This is a genomic window from Fischerella sp., assembly GCF_013388695.1.
Lineage (GTDB): Bacteria > Cyanobacteriota > Cyanobacteriia > Cyanobacteriales > Nostocaceae > PCC9605.
Genome location: NZ_JACAEU010000177.1, coordinates 1 through 15,864, shown reverse-complemented (window position 1 = coordinate 15,864; position 15,864 = coordinate 1). Strand labels below are relative to the sequence as shown.

The following is a 15,864-nucleotide window of genomic DNA, read 5'->3' as shown; positions in this document are numbered from 1 at the left end:
CGGGTACTCTGCCTTAAGCCGCCCTGCGGGCGTCTACATGGGGGACTCACCGGCCCCCCCGACCGCCAGGGAGTGGGGATTGGGGGCTTCGGGGTCCCCTCTGGGGTTGGGGGAGGAACCCCCTTTGGAGCGCGCTGGCTCACTAATGACTAATGACGACCTTAACTAGTTAGCTTTATTTGTACCGACCTACTTACTTAATTGCTTAAGGATATTAGGTTATTGAAATTCCTAACTTGAGTCAAAAAAATATTCAGAACTAATGCAAATAACATGACTAAATCTAAAGAGATAGCCAAAGCTATAAACCTCAGCGATTCTCAGTATTACTTTAATCGAGAGCTAAGTTGGTTGGAATTCAATCGTCGAGTTTTACATGAGGCGTTAGATTCTCGTACACCTTTACTAGAGAGACTGAAGTTTGCAGCCATCTTCAGTTCCAATCTAGATGAATTTTTCATGGTGCGCGTGGCAATTCTCAAAGACCAAGTCCAAGCCGGAGTTAGCCAGCGAACGCCAGATGGTCGCACTCCCCAAGAACAATTAGAAGCGATCGCTCAACTGTTGCGTCCAATGGTAATTGAGCAACATCATCTGTTTGAGAAAGTCCTGCGTCCAGAAATGGCATTTCATGGTATCTATCTTCTCAATTACAAAGACATAAGTTCCGAACAGCGTTCTTATTTGCAAGATTTGTTTAAACAGCGGATTTTTCCGGTTCTCACGCCTTTGGCAGTAGATCCTAGTCATCCTTTCCCCTTGATGGCAAATCTTAGTCTGAACTTGGCAGTAGTTGTTAAAGATCCAGCCACAGGGGAAGAAAAGTTTGCGAGAGTCAAAGTTCCCAATATTCTGCCTCGATTTATTGAGTTACCTAAACAGTTGCAACAGCATAACGGTAAATCAAATCAGTGGATAGGTGTACCCATAGAACAGGTAGTGGCGCACAATTTAGAAGCCTTATTTCCAGGCATGATTATTAAGGAATATCACCTGTTTCGACTGACTCGCAAGGCCGATATCGCAGTAGTAGAAGATGAAGCAGATGATTTGCTATTAGCAATTCAGCAAGAGTTACGCGGACGACACTTTCGTGGTTCGGTGGTGCGGTTGGAAATTCAACCATCAATGCCTAAGTCAGTGCGACAGATGTTAATTGAAGAAATGGAACTGACTGAGGGTGATGTTTATGAGATCGATGGACTGCTGAATTTGAAGGATTTAATGTCGTTCCTAGCTTTGCCGTTACCTGAACTCAAAGATCCACCTTGGACACCAGTCATTCCACCTCGTCTGCGTCATTTAAATCAAGCTAGTAAAATTGCTCAATTAGATGATCCAGAAGATATTTTCTCTGCGATCCGGCAAAATGATTTGCTGGTGTATCATCCTTACGAATCCTTCACCGCCTCTGTAGAACAATTTATCGTCCAAGCTGCCCGCGATCGCCACGTGCTAGCAATCAAAATGACACTTTACCGCACCTCTGGGGATTCGGAGATTGTTAGTTCTTTGATTGCTGCGGCTGAAAGCGGTAAACAAGTTGCTGCCCTTGTAGAATTAAAAGCCCGTTTTGATGAAGAGAATAACATTACTTGGGCACAGAAATTAGAAAAGTCTGGTGTTCATGTCGTTTATGGCTTGGTAGGGTTGAAGACTCACACCAAAATTGTGCTCATAGTGCGTCAAGAAGGAGAAGATATTCGTCGCTACGTCCACATTGGCACGGGCAACTACAATCCCAAAACAGCGAAATTATACACTGATATCGGACTGCTGAGTTGTCGAGAAGACTTAGGCGCAGATTTAACAGATTTATTTAATTATTTAACGGGCTATTCTTGTCAGCATTCTTACCGCAAGCTGCTAGTATCTCCCGTAAGTATGCGCGATCGCATAATTGCCCTCATCCGCCGCGAAATCGAACACTGCAAAAACGGCAAAACGGGTCGTATCATCGCTAAAATGAACTCTTTGGTCGATCCCCAAATCATTGCTACCCTCTACGAAGCATCTCAAGCTGGGGTACAAATTGATCTAATTATTCGAGGTATATGCTGCTTGCGTCCTGAAGTTCCAGAAGTCAGCGAAAATATTCATGTAATTAGTGTCATCGGTCGTTTTTTGGAACACTCTCGGATCTTTCATTTCCATAATAACGGACACAATGAAGTGTACATCGGTAGTGCTGATTGGATGCCCCGCAACCTAGATAGACGTGTAGAAGCCGTTACACCAGTTGAAGATCCGCAGCTTGTACAAACTTTGCAAAAAATTCTAGAGATCAGCCTAGCAGACAATCGCCAAGCCTGGGAACTAAAATCAGATGGTTCCTATGTCCAACGTCATCCTGCTAAGAATGAGCCAGAACGCAGTACCCAAAATATACTGATGGAAATGACATTAAAATCATAGAAAGTCGGTGAGAAACTCCTATTCTTCTAGTGGTCTATCGCATTAGTTTTGATAATCATAATTAATGAGACAGACCACTAGATGGAAGAGGAAAAGCGCCCACCAAATTTGGTAATTGGTAATTACGTAAGACAGTGAATTCACTCTCGGTCGGTAATGGAGAATGGGTACTAGGTACTAGGTACTGGGGAAGAACTATAACAAGGTTCTTTCCCAATCACCAATCACCAATCACCAATCACCAAATTCTTTTTGTGCAGCCACTTATGACATCACCACCTCAGTTACTAACCGATCCATTTCTGCAACTGCCAACTCCAACTTCAGTGCGAGTTGTGTGGTTTACCGAATTTGCTGGTTACAGGCATCTTGTTTCCTACGGTGAAAATCTAGCTACAACAGTCTGTGCCAAAACTACCAAACTGAGTCGCACTCGTGAGGATCAACAATCACGAGTAGGAAGTCAAACCCAAGACGGACAAGTTTATCAACACCCCGTCCAACGCCATATCTGGCGACACGAAGCTGAGGTAACTGGTTTAACTCCCAACAAAAATCTTGCTTATCGAGTCACGAGTGTAAGGGAAGATGGTCAGAGTGTCAGCAGTAATGTGTATAGCCTCGCACCTACTCCTACTCCTGGTACATCGCTGAAAATTCTGCTTACCTCCGATCATCAAATTAAGCCAATGGTGGCAGCAAATTTACAAAAGGTTGTCGAAACAATAGGGCAAATAGATGCAGTTTGGTTCGCCGGTGACTTAGCGAATATCCCCGATCGCGCTAGTGAATGGTTTGATGATAATCGTGGTGGTGCGTTTTTTCCATGTTTGCAAGGTCGTGCCAAATATGAAATAGACTGCAACGGTACTAAAACAAGCTACACTGGCGGTCAGATTCTTCAACATGCGCCCATGTTCACTTGCATTGGCAATCATGAAGTCATGGGACGGTTTGCTAGAAAAGACAGTTTGAACGAAGAATTTAACGATACTATTCCCCGTACAGTTGCTCTCAAATTATATGGGGAGAACTTCCTCAAAGATAACTCTTTTAATACTGATACCTACGAAGAGATTTTTACCTTACCTGAAAGTCCAGAAGGTAGGAAAACTTATTATGCAGTCAGTTTTGGTGATGTGCGTTTAGTAGTGCTGTATGCCACGAATATGTGGCGTTATGTCAACACTGATGGTGGAAAGCAGGGAAAATACGGTGAACCAGAAGTAGAATTAGACAATCCAGAAAATTGGGGTTACGGACAGCATATATATGAGCCAATTGCCAAAGATAGCCAGCAATATAATTGGCTAGTGCAAGAACTCAATAGTTCTGAGTTTAAACAAGCCAAGTATAAAGTAGTAATGTTGCATCATCCGCCCCATACTTTAGGCGACAACATTGTACCTGCCTATACCGATCCGGTGCAGATAATTGAACGGGATGAGGATGCTAATATCAAGGCAGTGCGCTACGAGTATCCCAAGCAAGCAGACTACATTATTCGTGATTTACTGCCACTGCTGGAAGCAGCAGAGGTACAGTTAGTATTTTTTGGGCATTCTCATTTATGGAATCGCTTTTGCAGCCCATCGGGGATGCATTTTTTAGAAACTTCTAATGTCGGCAATTCTTACGGCGCTGCCTATAAAGATAAAAAGCGCAAGAACCTACCACCTTGGCAAAATCAGGATTACGTAGCAATTGGCGATCCCTATGGATTGGAACCAGTTACGCCGACTATTGCACCTATGCTGGATGAAAATGGCCAGACGATACCATATATTGCTAGTAATGAAATCACTGTTTTCAGTATCTTTGACACAGGTACGGGTACGATAAGTAGCTATCGTTTTGATACGCGCAAACCAGATGCAGAAGTTATCAAGTTTGATGAATTTAAGTTGAAAGAGTGATTGGGAGTTAGTTTGTAGTAGCGCTTAGTACGGCTTTGCGTAAAAGCATAGCGATTTAAAACGCAGAGGGGCGCAAAGGTAAACGCAGAGGGGCGCGGAGTCTTAGTGCCAAAATTTCGCCATGAACTTATGCAATGTTGTACTTAGTGCTACTACAAACCCATTACGCCAAAGTGGCATTCAATTCTATTTCTACTCCGCCACGTAAAGCATTTGAGACAGGGCATCCTGCTTCAGCTTCTTGCGCGATTTGCTGAAAGGTTGCTGCATCAATACCGGGAACACGTCCCTGAGTTTCTAGATGGATCTTGGTAATTTTGAAACCACCTGTTTGTTGCGGTTCGATTATACAAGTTGCTTGCGTTTGGACGCTCTCAGGTTGGTATCCTTTTTCAGTTAATGTAAATGCGAATGCCATGCTATAACAGCCAGCATGAGCAGCTGCTATTAATTCTTCTGGATTGGTGCCTGGGGAGTTTTCAAACCTAGTTGCAAAGCTGTAAGGAGTGTTTTGGAGTACTCCACTGGTAGCACTAATTTCACCTTTGCCGCTTTTTAAGTTTCCACGCCATACGGCTTGTGCGGTACGCTTACGCTTAAGGGCTGCCATACTCCCATGTCCTTTTAGCATTAAAAGAGCGACTTTATCTTAGTGCAATTAAATAGGTCATGCATACCTCACTGGGTAGAAAAAGAACGATGCTGAGTTTGAGGTTTTGGATTAGCTTTTGCCCAGGCGCAATTTATAGCGTTGCTACTTATCATCAATACCAAGCGATCGCAATCTTTCAGCCAACCTTTGAGCACCTTGGCGTTCTTGTTCTAGTTCTAATTGTGCCTGCAATGCTGCTTGGCTAACGGTATGCCTAATTCTGTGGCGATAACCAAGGCGCGATCGCTACCAAATTTGAGCTATTGCTGAATTATACCAAATTGGGATAGGGAATATTATTTGATGAGGTTTAGATTTTTGTAGAGATGTGCGATGGCACGTCTCTACTCTTTAATTTGTTTGCGAAATCGGAATTTCAATACAAAATTCTGTTCCTTGCCCTAGTTCTGAAGTACAGTTCAAAACACCTCTGTGATTTTTGACAACTATTTGATAGCTAATAGTTAATCCCAAACCAGTGCCACTACCCACGGATTTAGTGGTAAAGAAGGGGTCAAATACTCGTGCTTTGACTTGTTCGCTCATTCCAAGACCGTTATCAGCTATGCGTATACGTACATTACCAGCAGGAGAAAGTTCTGTGCAAATGCGAATTACTCCTTTGTCCTTCGTCATTAGTCCTTTGTCATTAGCAAATGACAAATGACAAAGGACTAATGACTCTTCAATTGCATCAATTGCATTATTTAAAATATTAAAAAAGACTTGATTAAGCTTGCCTGGATAGCACTCAATATTAGGCAATTCACCGTACTCTTTGATAATTTGAATTTCAGGATGGTGACTATTATATTTGAGCCGGTGCTGCAAAATTAATAGGGTGTTGTCGATGCCTTCATGCAAATTAACGCGCTTCATCTCGGCTTCGTCGAGGCGCGAGAAGTTTCTTAAAGAAACAACAATATCACTAATACGTTTAGCACCAGATTGCATAGATTCTAAAAGCTTTGGCAGATCCGTCACCAAAAAGTCAAAATCTATTTGTTGCGATCGCTCTACAATTGCTGAGACTGGTTGAGGATAATGTTCTTGGTATAGGTATAGCATCTCTAGCAAGTCGGATATATACTCGTTGGCGTATCCCAAGTTACCAACAATGAAACCAATCGGATTGTTGATTTCATGGGCTATACCAGCAACCATTTGACCTAGAGAAGACATTTTTTCGCTCTGGACGAGTTGGGCTTGGGCTTTTTTCAGATTTTCCAATGATATCTGTAAAGCACGCTCGGCAGCAGTACGTTCAGCAATTTCTACTAATAATTGCTGATTCGTATCTCTTAAAGCCTTTGTCCGCTTTTCTACTTGGATTTCTAGTTCATCTTTAGCTTGAAATAGCGCCTTTTCTGCTAATGCTCGTTCTTGATGTAAAGCAATTGCTGCCGCTGCTGCTGCTAGCAGATCCACTTCTAAAGAGTCCCACAGACGTGCTTCTTGACAATTATCGAAGCCTATGAAACCCCAAAATTCGTTGTTTACTATCAGGGGCAAAACTAGGATGGAAAGAACTTTGCGGGAAGCAAGAATTCTTCGCTTTGGTTCTGGAAATTCACTCACGATACCTGCAATGATTTCACCTCGTCCGATCGCTTCAGTCCAACAAGGGAAAACTTTTTCTAAGGGAAAGTTTTGCAGTGCAGGGTTATCGATTTCTGGTTTTATGCCCTTGGCACACCATTCTACATGCTGACTGGCAAGCAAGCGTCCAGTTTCATCTGTGTGATTCTCGAACAGGTAAACGCGACTCGCACCAGATGTTTGTCCCAATTGCTCTAAGATATGTGCATAACAATTGCCATCAGTATCATCTGCTAATAATCGCCTTTGCACCTCTACCAGTATTGCTAGGTAACGTTCCCGCTTTGCCAATGCGGCTTCAGTGCGCTTGCGTTCTGTGATATCCATTAACAATCCATCCCAGAGAATGCCGCCGTTTGCCAGCTTTTCTGGGCGGGAAGCACCAGAAAGCCACTTCAACTTGCCACTCGGCGTGATGAAACGTCCTTCCCATCTCCAAGGTTGTAAAGTTTGCGCTGAGGAGGCGATGGACTCATCTAAACTTTGGCGATCGTCAGGATGAATTTGTCCTAGTACCAGTTGAGCATTTTGCTGCATTTGTTCTGGTTCTAATTCAAACATTTCCCGACAATAAGAACTCGCGTAGGGAAAATCTACTGAACCGTCAGGATGCCGAATAAATTGATAAATCATTCCCGGCATGTGAGCTGTCAGCTTGTGAAACTTGGCTTCACTTTGTCGTAACGCCTGTTGCGCTTTTTGACGCCGATCTGCTTCCATCGCCAAGATCACTAAGTCAGCAATACACCCCGCAAAATTTTGTTCTTCAATTGTCCAATGGCGCACACCACCAGTATATTCATGACAGACAACACCAATCATTTCGCCTTCTAGCCAAATGGGCGCATCCAACATCGATGTAACGCCAACCGCAGGCAAGTATGCTGTACTAAATTCGCAGGTGCGCGGATCGGTATAGGCATCACTGGCAGCGATGGTACGCTCTGTTTCTAAGGCTTGGAAGTATGCCGGGAAGTCAACTGCTGCCAGTTCTGCACCACAGCTATGGCGCTTGGGGGTTTGTTCATAAAGGTTGAGGCAGTAAATTTTAGAGCGATCGCTATTGTATAGCCACACGCTCACTCGCTCTACTCCAAGGGTGCTGGCAGCAGCTTCTGTAATCTCACCTAAAGCGGTATTCAAGTTGCCCTGCGCCAAAGTTCTTCTCTTTGCTAGTGCCAACAATACTTGATTTTGTTGTTCCAAGCGACTTTGGGTATGACGCAAGCTAACTTCACTGCTTTGTCGGGCAGTAATATTACTAAAAGTACAAATTACTTGCTTGGCACTGTCTTGAGGCTGAGTATTCACCAACAACCACATGAGTTCATCGCTTTGGGGATGAGCAATGCCCAAAACTAGATTTTCTTGGGGAGAAAGCAGCAGTTTGGGGTTAGCAAACTTTGTTCCGTCTGCTTGTATAACTTGCCAAGCAGCACCAAAAGCAGTTGTTCCCAGTAATTCCTGTTCTGAACGATGCAACAACTTGCAACCCATCGCATTGCACAGGAGAATTTCTGCGTTTGCTCCTAACAGCATTAAGCCAACAGGTATTTGGTCGAGGAAGTTATTTTGATGGGGATAAGGAGCAATGGGGAGATGGGGTGGAGTGTTGGGGTGATGGGGTGAGGTCATCACTCTACCTTGCCACCTCCCCACCTGTCGACTACGAAGCTCTTCTAACAGTGATTTGACTACAAAACTACCTAATATACTTACACTTAGCAACAAAAACACAATACCAGGAATGGTGAAGTTTCCCTGAATTTGTTGTGAATGTAGTAACTCAATTGCTAGTAGACTGATAATAAAAATAACTATTTGTAATTCTACTTTATATATTGTATAGTATTTTACTGTATTTTTAAAGAAAAAGCTCTTCCAATTACGGAAATTAATAGTGCTATTCATTACGATACGTAGTCAAATAATGAGCTGCGATTAAAAGCTGTCAGATAGCTGTAAAACCCTGTCATACTTAATTGAAGAACATCAGGATGATAGTATGTTTCCTTCTTAAGAAGGGTTTAAGTGGTTTTGTCTATGCTTTCTGACAAAAAGCACAGGCAGCATCATATATAGTTACAGTTGCTTCCACAGTTATTACGCACAAAATGGGTATATTAAGCAGTTTAAAATTGATAATATATTCTTAACTACAGAATAATGAACCGAAATAATACTGCTGTTTATTTAGCCTAGTATCTTATACCAAGTTGCGTTCAGACATAGCAATAGTAATTCGTGCCCTCTCCCAAGTAATTTGTGCCCTCTCCCCTTCCCCTCTCCCAAGTAATTCGTGCCCTCTCCCCTTCCCCTCTCCCAAATTGGGAGAGGGGTGCCGATAGGCGGGGTGAGGGAAGTACTATCTTTGACTGCAACTTAGTATTAATTCCCATCAACTAGGTGTTGTGGGTGTGTTTGGCGGTGCTTTAGTTTCTGCTATGCATGGTTCCTTGGTGACTTCTACCTTGGTGCGCGAAACTAGCGAAAGCGAGTCAGCCAACTACGGCTACAAGTTTGGTCAAGAAGAAGAGACATACAACATTGTTGCTGCTCGCGGCTACCTGGGAAGGCTTTTTTGGCAATACGTCAGCTTTAGAAACTCCCGTTCTTTACACTTTGTTCTCGCAGCTTTACCTGTAATTGGTATCTGGTTCACCGCCTTGGGTATCAGCACAATGGCGTTCAATCTCAATGGTTTTAACTTCAACCAGTCCGTAATAGACTCTCAAGGACGTGTGATTAATACTTGGGCGGATATCATTAACCGTGCCAACCTGGGGATGGAAGTGATGCACGAGCGTAACGCTCACAACTTTCCTCTAGATTTGGCTGTTACGGCTGCTGTAATCAACAGTTAAGTTTTTAGCAATTGAGGTTTCGGTTGTTGTTCTATGAGTGCTTAACGAAATACAACTGATGCAAGCGCTCCCCAAAGGAGCGTTTTTTTATTAGTCAAAAGTCCAGAGTCAAGAGTCAAAAGTAATTACTCTGGACTTTTGACTCTTGACTCTGGACTCCGCGTAGCGGTTACAAAATCCCGACCATGTGCAACAGACCATGTCCGGTAATCAATTCAATCACCAAAGCAATAAAGCCAAGCATGGCAATACGACCATTCCATACTTCTGCACTCGTAGTAATACCCCATTCCCAACCCTCTGGCGGATAGATTTTGACCTTTTTCTTCATTTGGTAGACTTGGGAGAGCTTAATACTAGGAGCTTTGAGGGCATCAAGTACCAAGTCTGCTAGCGCTCTAATAAATACCGGATGGGTATTGAGAGCAGGTACGCGGCGGAAGTTATGAATTCCTGCTTCTTCTGCTATTTCTCGATATTCGAGATCAATTTCTTCGAGTGTTTCAATGTGTTCAGAAACAAAACTAATCGGCACGACAACCAAGTCTTTCACGCCTTTGGCTGCAAGTTCCAGGATAGCATCTTCGGTATAAGGTTGCAACCATTCTACTGGGCCGACACGACTTTGGTAAGCCAATGTATAGGCATTAGGTCGATTGAGTGTCTGCATAATTGCATAGGTGCATTCCTCAATCTCTTGCTGATAAGGATCGCCTGCTTCTTCTACGTAGCTTTTAGGAACGCCGTGAGCGCTAAAGAAGACATGAGCATCATCTGCATTGGGTACTTGGTCAATTTCCTGGGCTATCAATTCCGCCATTGCCTGAAGATAGCTTGGTTGATTGTACCAAGAAGGAATAACTGTGTATTCAATACGCTGAAGTCTTGGGTCTTCTTGCCAAAGTTTTTCTAATAGTCTAAAGCTAGAGCCGCTGGTGCTGATGGAAAATTGAGGATAAAGGGGTAATATTACCAGTTTTTCGATGCCATCTTGAATGATACGAGCGATCGCTTCTTCTGTGTAAGGATGCCAATAGCGCATTCCTATGTAGATTTTTGCATCTTGCCCCAAGGCTTGCAGTTGTTCTTTCAGGGCTTCTCCTTGGGCTTCGGTGATGCGCCGCAACGGAGAAGCACCCCCAATTTTGCGATAGTTTTCTTGAGATTTCTTTGTGCGGCGTGAAGCAATAAACCAAGCTAGGGGTTTTTGCAACCAGGGAAAGGGTAGGCGAATAATTTCTGGATCGGAAAATAAATTAAATAGAAACGGCCCAACATCTTCTAATTTCTCTGGACCACCGAGATTGAGTAGTAATACGCCTACACGACCCATAGCAGTGAAAGTCCCCCAATCTTTTCAGCTTTTTCACTAATGTTAACAATATATCTTTATTAAATATATAAGTTAACGACAAGGAATAAAGGCAGTGGCTACAATTTTACGAGATTGGAGTTATCGTTACCAGTGGCTTTATGATGCTATATCCCGTTTGGCGGCTATAAGCCTAGGTGGCGAAGAACGTTTCCGACAACTAGCTTTGCAAGGCTTAACAATTAACTCAGATACGAAAGTTCTAGATTTGTGTTGTGGAAGCGGACAAGCAACGCAATTGTTAGTGAAATTGTCACAAAATGTAACAGGACTAGATGCCTCACCCTTATCTCTGCAACGTGCAAAACAAAATGTACCACAAGCAGAATATGTGGAAGCTTTTGCTGAGGAGATGCCCTTTACAGATAATGAATTTGATTTGGTGCATACGAGTGTCGCGTTACACGAAATGCAGCCTGAGCAATTGCGAAAAATTATTAAGGAAGTATACCGTGTGCTAAAACCTGGTGGAGTGTTTACGCTAGTGGATTTTCATAATCCTAGTAATCCTCTATTTTTACCATCTGTGTGGTTGTTTTTATGGCTGTTTGAGACAGAGACTGCTTGGCAGTTGCTAAAGACTGATTTGCCTGGGTTGTTAGTTGAGACAGGGTTTAGTATTGATAAGCAAAATTTGTATGCAGGTGGAAGTTTGCAGGTGATCCAGGCGAGGAAGTAAGGAAAGGGGGAGAGATGTAGAGACGCGCCATGGCGCGTCTGGGAGAGGGGATGTGTACAAAGCTAAAGACATTGCATGCACAAATTACAAAGCGTTTAATACCTGTGTTTGAATCCAAATGAGTAATTCCTGGTTTACTCGTTCGGGATGCTCATCATGGGCACAGTGTCCGGCGTCTTCCACTTCTATTAATTGCAGTGCTGGGTTGTAATTTAAGAAACGACGAGACAAAGCAGGGGGAATCATGCGATCGCACTTACCCCATAACAACAAAGAGGGAATCTGGAGATTACTTAAAATAGACTTAATGCATGGGAAAAATTGCGGACTGAGCATGGCTTGGATAATCGCACAAAATGCCCTAGCAGAGTGGCGATCGCGAGCAGGTGTTGTGAGAATTTCAATCAACTCTTCCGTAATTGCTTCTTTACGGGCATAAGCCATTCCTACCCAATGTCTGAGGACACAGGGATGACGCAAAAAATAAAACAGCGATCGCAACAACAGAGGTGAGGCGCAAATATTTTTAAAACTACGCAGTAACGGACGTATCACTGCTGGAATTGATTCTTCAGTGCTTGACGTATCCGGTAGACTAATCATAACAACGCCTCGCACCATCTCTGGATGAGCCGCTGCTGCTGCCAAACAAGTTACAGAACCAATCGAATTACCCACTAGCACGACGGGTTCTTTCACAAACGTCCGCCAAAACTCGTAGACTTGCTCTACCCAAAGTTTGACAGAATAAGAATCGGTTCACATTAGCTGTCACTTAAGCAACCTGCACCAAGCCCTCCGGGTACCCTGCGGGAACGCCTTACGGCGTACGGGGGTTCGCAATCGTGACGGGAAGCGGAACCACTGCGGTGGACGGGTCTCCCGGCATAAAGCAAGTGGCGTCCAAGACTGCGACCCCCTCACCGATGCGCGTCTACAAACCCCTCTCATAATTCTCGTTACCAGGTTTAACCTGGTAACGAGGATATGGAGGCTCTGCCTCCAGGCAGTTGCAGGTGGTGCAATATATGAGTTAAAATATGTAACTTTCCAATAGAGATGCGATCGCTTCTGGGTGTACCTTTTTAAATTCCTTTTGACCCAATTGTAAAATACAGTTGGGTGCGCTATCGCAACATTTTAAACAGCCAGTAGTCTCAATCACAACTCGATCTTGTAAACCGCGATCGCACAAAGTCTTTTGTAATTCTGATAATAATCCTTGACCACCCCGTTTGCGGCAACCGGACTTTTGACATACCAAAATTCTCGCTTTTGGTTGCAGGGGTATTTTTTGCATTGGACAAATACCAAGTGGTTTCACCCCATAAACTTTGAATTTGATTTTGCCCGTATGGGAGTTTAATTTGCTCAGACCAAATACGCGAATGAGTTCACCAGGTTGTAAGTTTAAACTGAGAGAGCAACGTAACTGTTTAGGAAGTTTCAGCCGCACTTCCCCAGATGCGATCGCCAAGCGCAAGTATTTAGATTCTCCTGGTGGATCGCCTACAAAACTAAGAAACTGTCCCTCCAAGTTAAATTCCGATAATGTCAGGTACTTGTCACTCATTTTTTATTTTAGATTTTAGATTGTAGATTTTAGATTGTTAGTCGTTAGTTATTAGTTGTTTTAACAAAAAACTACTATCTACTAACTACTAACCACTAACTACTAACTAATTTATGCGAGACGCTTTGCTTCAAAAGTTTGAGGTAGTTCTAGCGGATCTGGTAAGTTAGGAAAGGCTAATTCCCAACCATTTGCCAAAGTAAAAATCTTACCCTCTGCTCCTTCTGTTTGTTTAATAACTTCTTCCTCAAGGTCTTTTTTAGCAACATAAACAACCAAAGTACCAGCGCTATTTTTACGCAGCATTACTTTCATGATTATGATTCCTCATTCTAAATCTTTTGATTTTTCAACCAGTTCCAGTTCTTTTTTGCGACAACCAACGATAAATCCCGTATTTAGAAAATGCACTGCATAGATATAGGATCTCTGTAAAAAAGAGCCTATGCTAACGACGTAACCAATCTCTCCCTTTTTACCGAGAATTACACCAATTTCTTGACCTGGAAAAGTGCCATCGTTCTTGATCTGCTTGCGGAGTCGAACTTTATCACCTATGTCAAAAGCAGGCGGATCGTATAGCTCTATTTCATCATCTGATTGCATGGGAAACCTTCTGTTTGTAAACTAAATTCAGAAGTTCTTGAGTAGTGAGGCTGCGTTTTTTCTCGATTGACTGCTGCCGTACTGCGTCTAATACAGATTGGGTTTCTTCTGTATTGAGGATGATGCCATGTTGCTGTAGCAAATTAGATAGCAAATGCCTGCCAGAATGCTTACCTACAACTAAACGCCGCTCCCAACCAACTTCTTCGGGTGCAAATGGCTCGTAGGTGATAGGGTTTTGCAACACACCGTGAGCATGAATACCAGATTCGTGAGCGAAGGTATTTTCACCAACAATTGCTTTCCAAGGCGGTACAGTGCAACCAGATGCGGCTGCTACCAGTCGGGACAGTTCTAACAAACGCTGAGTATCGATGCCAACATTAATACCGTGAATGCGTTTGAGAGCCATGATCACTTCTTCTAAAGCCGCGTTTCCTGCTCTTTCACCCAACCCGTTAACTGTGGTATTCACTGACGAAGCTCCCGCTTTTATACCAGCAAGAGCATTAGCAGTTGCCAGACCAAAATCATTGTGGGTGTGGATTTCCACAGGAATCGTCAAAGCCGAGACTAGCCGATTGACTTTTGTGTAGGTGGTAAAGGGATCGAGAACGCCGACAGTATCGCAGAAACGAAACCGCGATGCACCCCACTCTTGGGCGTAGTGCGCTACATCAAAGAGGAAGTTTTCATCTGCACGAGAAGAATCTTCTCCTCCTACTGCTACCCAAAGACCTTGATCGACAGCAAAGCTGATACTATCTTTGAGTTGTTGTAAAGTTATCCGCAACTGACCGTGAAATTTTGCAGCAATTTGAATTCCAGAGACGGGAATGGAAATATGCATGCGGCTCAGACCACAGGCCATAGAAGCCCGAATATCTGAAATAACAGCGCGATTCCAGCCTAGCAATTTAGCAGATAAACCTAAGTCAGAAATTGCTGCGATCGCTCTTGTTTCCTCCTCACCCATCGCCGGAATACCGACTTCTATCTCGTGAACGCCGATAGCATCGAGAAATTTGGCGATCGCTACTTTTTCTTCTTTGTTGAAAGCAACACCCGCTGCTTGCTCACCATCACGCAGAGTCGTGTCATTAATAAGAACTTGATTCATTGCAAGAATACCTCTTAGGCAATATTTTTCATACCATTTCTGGTTTGATGCCCCGAAAAATTACTGGTAATGAGCAATGACTTAATTAAGGATAAAAGATGAAGGATGAATAATGAATGTTGAAAATTTCATAATTGACATCTTGCACTATTCTCAACAAGAGCCAGAGGCTCTTAATTCTTGTTACCAGGTTGAACCTGGTAACGAGGGAGGCTCTACCTGGAAGCTGTTGCAAGTAGTGCAAAGTTCATAATTCATAATTCATAATTTTTTCCTTCTTTATAATTTTCACCCAATCATTCTTTGCATTCTGTATGGCATCAAACCAGGAATTGGTATAAATTAATGATTATTTTCTCCAGGATGATTAGAGATTTCATCGAATAGCATGTAGCTAATGTAAGTCTTAGCAATTCCTGAGATAAGTAATAAACTAAATCCAGCAATTAAAGTGGAAATCATAGTGTTACCTCAAATGTTTGCAGTTTTCCTGATTACCTTACGCATATGCTCGTACTTCAAACTAAAATTGAAAACTATTTCAGCTAGTACATCATGGCAGCAATAATTTTATTTTTGACTTCTGCATAGCAGTATTAGTCTTGGTCTTCTAACCAATCAAAAATTCGCTCCAGCTGCTCTATGTCAACTAAACCGTATTGCCAAAGAAGCATGGGTAATGGATCGTTATCTAACTCTCTTTTTCGCAGAGCCACAGCGATATCCCCTCTTGAAAGTGCAAGTTCATTCTGCAAAAAATTGATGAATTTTATATCACTGTGACAGTTTACTCTCATAGACAATTTGACAAACAATGGTGAAGTGTAAAGTATGAATTGTTGCTAAGTTTCACTGGCGTGAGCTAGCAAATATTTTTCATCCTTCTCTATCAATTAGCTTGGAAATGACTAGGACTTACGCATTGACAGAAAATACCAAACATGGGATATGAATTTCAGCCATTAGAGATTAGTTTTTCGACGCTTTTAAGCGATCGCCAACCATCAAAGGGTAATTCTAAAAAGCCTGAAACAACCAAATTTCGTTAATACACATGATGGTCTATTT

Annotated in this window: 12 protein-coding genes and 2 pseudogenes; 5 read left to right on the top strand and 9 right to left on the bottom strand. The window is 42.9% G+C overall.

What is annotated here, in order from left to right:
- The first annotated feature begins 273 nt into the window (after nucleotides 1–273).
- Together ppk1 and HXY43_RS24310 are read left to right on the top strand one after the other, a co-directional pair.
- A complete protein-coding gene (gene ppk1 / locus HXY43_RS24315; protein WP_290888993.1) occupies nucleotides 274–2,415 on the top strand; it encodes a polyphosphate kinase 1 in 2,142 nt (713 codons plus the stop codon).
- A gap of 266 nt (nucleotides 2,416–2,681) precedes the next feature.
- On the top strand, nucleotides 2,682–4,331 hold the full coding sequence (locus HXY43_RS24310; protein ID WP_290888990.1) for a metallophosphoesterase family protein: 1,650 nt from the start codon (nucleotides 2,682–2,684) through the stop codon (nucleotides 4,329–4,331).
- A gap of 163 nt (nucleotides 4,332–4,494) precedes the next feature.
- Here HXY43_RS24310 and HXY43_RS24305 read toward each other — a convergent pair whose 3' ends face one another.
- Nucleotides 4,495–4,941 carry an OsmC family protein gene (locus HXY43_RS24305; protein WP_290888987.1) on the bottom strand — a complete coding sequence of 149 codons (447 nt, stop codon included), beginning with the start codon at nucleotides 4,939–4,941 and terminating at the stop codon, nucleotides 4,495–4,497.
- A gap of 393 nt (nucleotides 4,942–5,334) precedes the next feature.
- Nucleotides 5,335–8,121 (bottom strand): GAF domain-containing protein, encoded by a 2,787-nt coding sequence (locus HXY43_RS24300; protein ID WP_290888997.1) that lies wholly within the window; start codon nucleotides 8,119–8,121, stop codon nucleotides 5,335–5,337.
- A gap of 863 nt (nucleotides 8,122–8,984) precedes the next feature.
- Here HXY43_RS24300 and HXY43_RS24295 point away from each other — a divergent pair.
- A pseudogene (locus HXY43_RS24295) lies at nucleotides 8,985–9,446 on the top strand (photosystem II q(b) protein); the annotation flags it as partial.
- 169 nt (nucleotides 9,447–9,615) lie between these two features.
- Here the strand turns inward: HXY43_RS24295 and hemH are convergent.
- On the bottom strand, nucleotides 9,616–10,779 hold the full coding sequence (hemH, locus tag HXY43_RS24290) for a ferrochelatase (RefSeq protein WP_290888984.1): 1,164 nt from the start codon (nucleotides 10,777–10,779) through the stop codon (nucleotides 9,616–9,618).
- A 94-nt stretch (nucleotides 10,780–10,873) separates the two neighbouring features.
- Here hemH and HXY43_RS24285 point away from each other — a divergent pair, with 94 nt between their 5' ends.
- On the top strand, nucleotides 10,874–11,497 hold the full coding sequence (locus tag HXY43_RS24285) for a class I SAM-dependent methyltransferase (RefSeq protein ID WP_290888981.1): 624 nt from the start codon (nucleotides 10,874–10,876) through the stop codon (nucleotides 11,495–11,497).
- Between the two features lie 84 nt (nucleotides 11,498–11,581).
- Here HXY43_RS24285 and HXY43_RS24280 read toward each other — a convergent pair.
- The 5 genes and pseudogenes from HXY43_RS24280 to nifV all read right to left on the bottom strand — a co-directional run.
- Nucleotides 11,582–12,202: pseudogene (locus HXY43_RS24280) on the bottom strand (alpha/beta fold hydrolase); the annotation flags it as partial.
- Nucleotides 12,203–12,530: 328 nt separating this feature from the next.
- The gene (locus HXY43_RS24275; protein WP_290888978.1) at nucleotides 12,531–13,070 is read right to left on the bottom strand and encodes a (2Fe-2S) ferredoxin domain-containing protein; all 540 of its coding nucleotides are present in this window, start codon (nucleotides 13,068–13,070) and stop codon (nucleotides 12,531–12,533) included.
- 111 nt (nucleotides 13,071–13,181) lie between these two features.
- Entirely contained in the window at nucleotides 13,182–13,385 is a 204-nt protein-coding gene (gene nifT / locus HXY43_RS24270; RefSeq protein ID WP_290888975.1) for a putative nitrogen fixation protein NifT, read from the bottom strand.
- Nucleotides 13,386–13,397: 12 nt separating this feature from the next.
- Nucleotides 13,398–13,676: a nitrogen fixation protein NifZ gene (locus HXY43_RS24265; protein WP_026735551.1), complete on the bottom strand. Its 279-nt coding sequence runs from the start codon at nucleotides 13,674–13,676 to the stop codon at nucleotides 13,398–13,400.
- On the bottom strand, nucleotides 13,663–14,796 hold the full coding sequence (gene nifV, locus HXY43_RS24260; RefSeq protein ID WP_290888971.1) for a homocitrate synthase: 1,134 nt from the start codon (nucleotides 14,794–14,796) through the stop codon (nucleotides 13,663–13,665). The genes HXY43_RS24265 and nifV overlap by 14 nt, the downstream gene beginning before the upstream one ends.
- A gap of 112 nt (nucleotides 14,797–14,908) precedes the next feature.
- Between nifV and HXY43_RS24255 the strand changes: the two genes are divergently transcribed.
- Complete coding sequence (locus HXY43_RS24255; protein WP_290888968.1) at nucleotides 14,909–15,049, top strand: hypothetical protein; 141 nt, start codon at nucleotides 14,909–14,911, stop codon at nucleotides 15,047–15,049.
- Nucleotides 15,050–15,392: 343 nt separating this feature from the next.
- Here the strand turns inward: HXY43_RS24255 and HXY43_RS24250 are convergent, their stop codons facing one another.
- Nucleotides 15,393–15,593: a DUF2949 domain-containing protein gene (locus tag HXY43_RS24250; protein ID WP_290888965.1), complete on the bottom strand. Its 201-nt coding sequence runs from the start codon at nucleotides 15,591–15,593 to the stop codon at nucleotides 15,393–15,395.
- Between the last annotated feature and the right edge of the window lie 271 nt (nucleotides 15,594–15,864).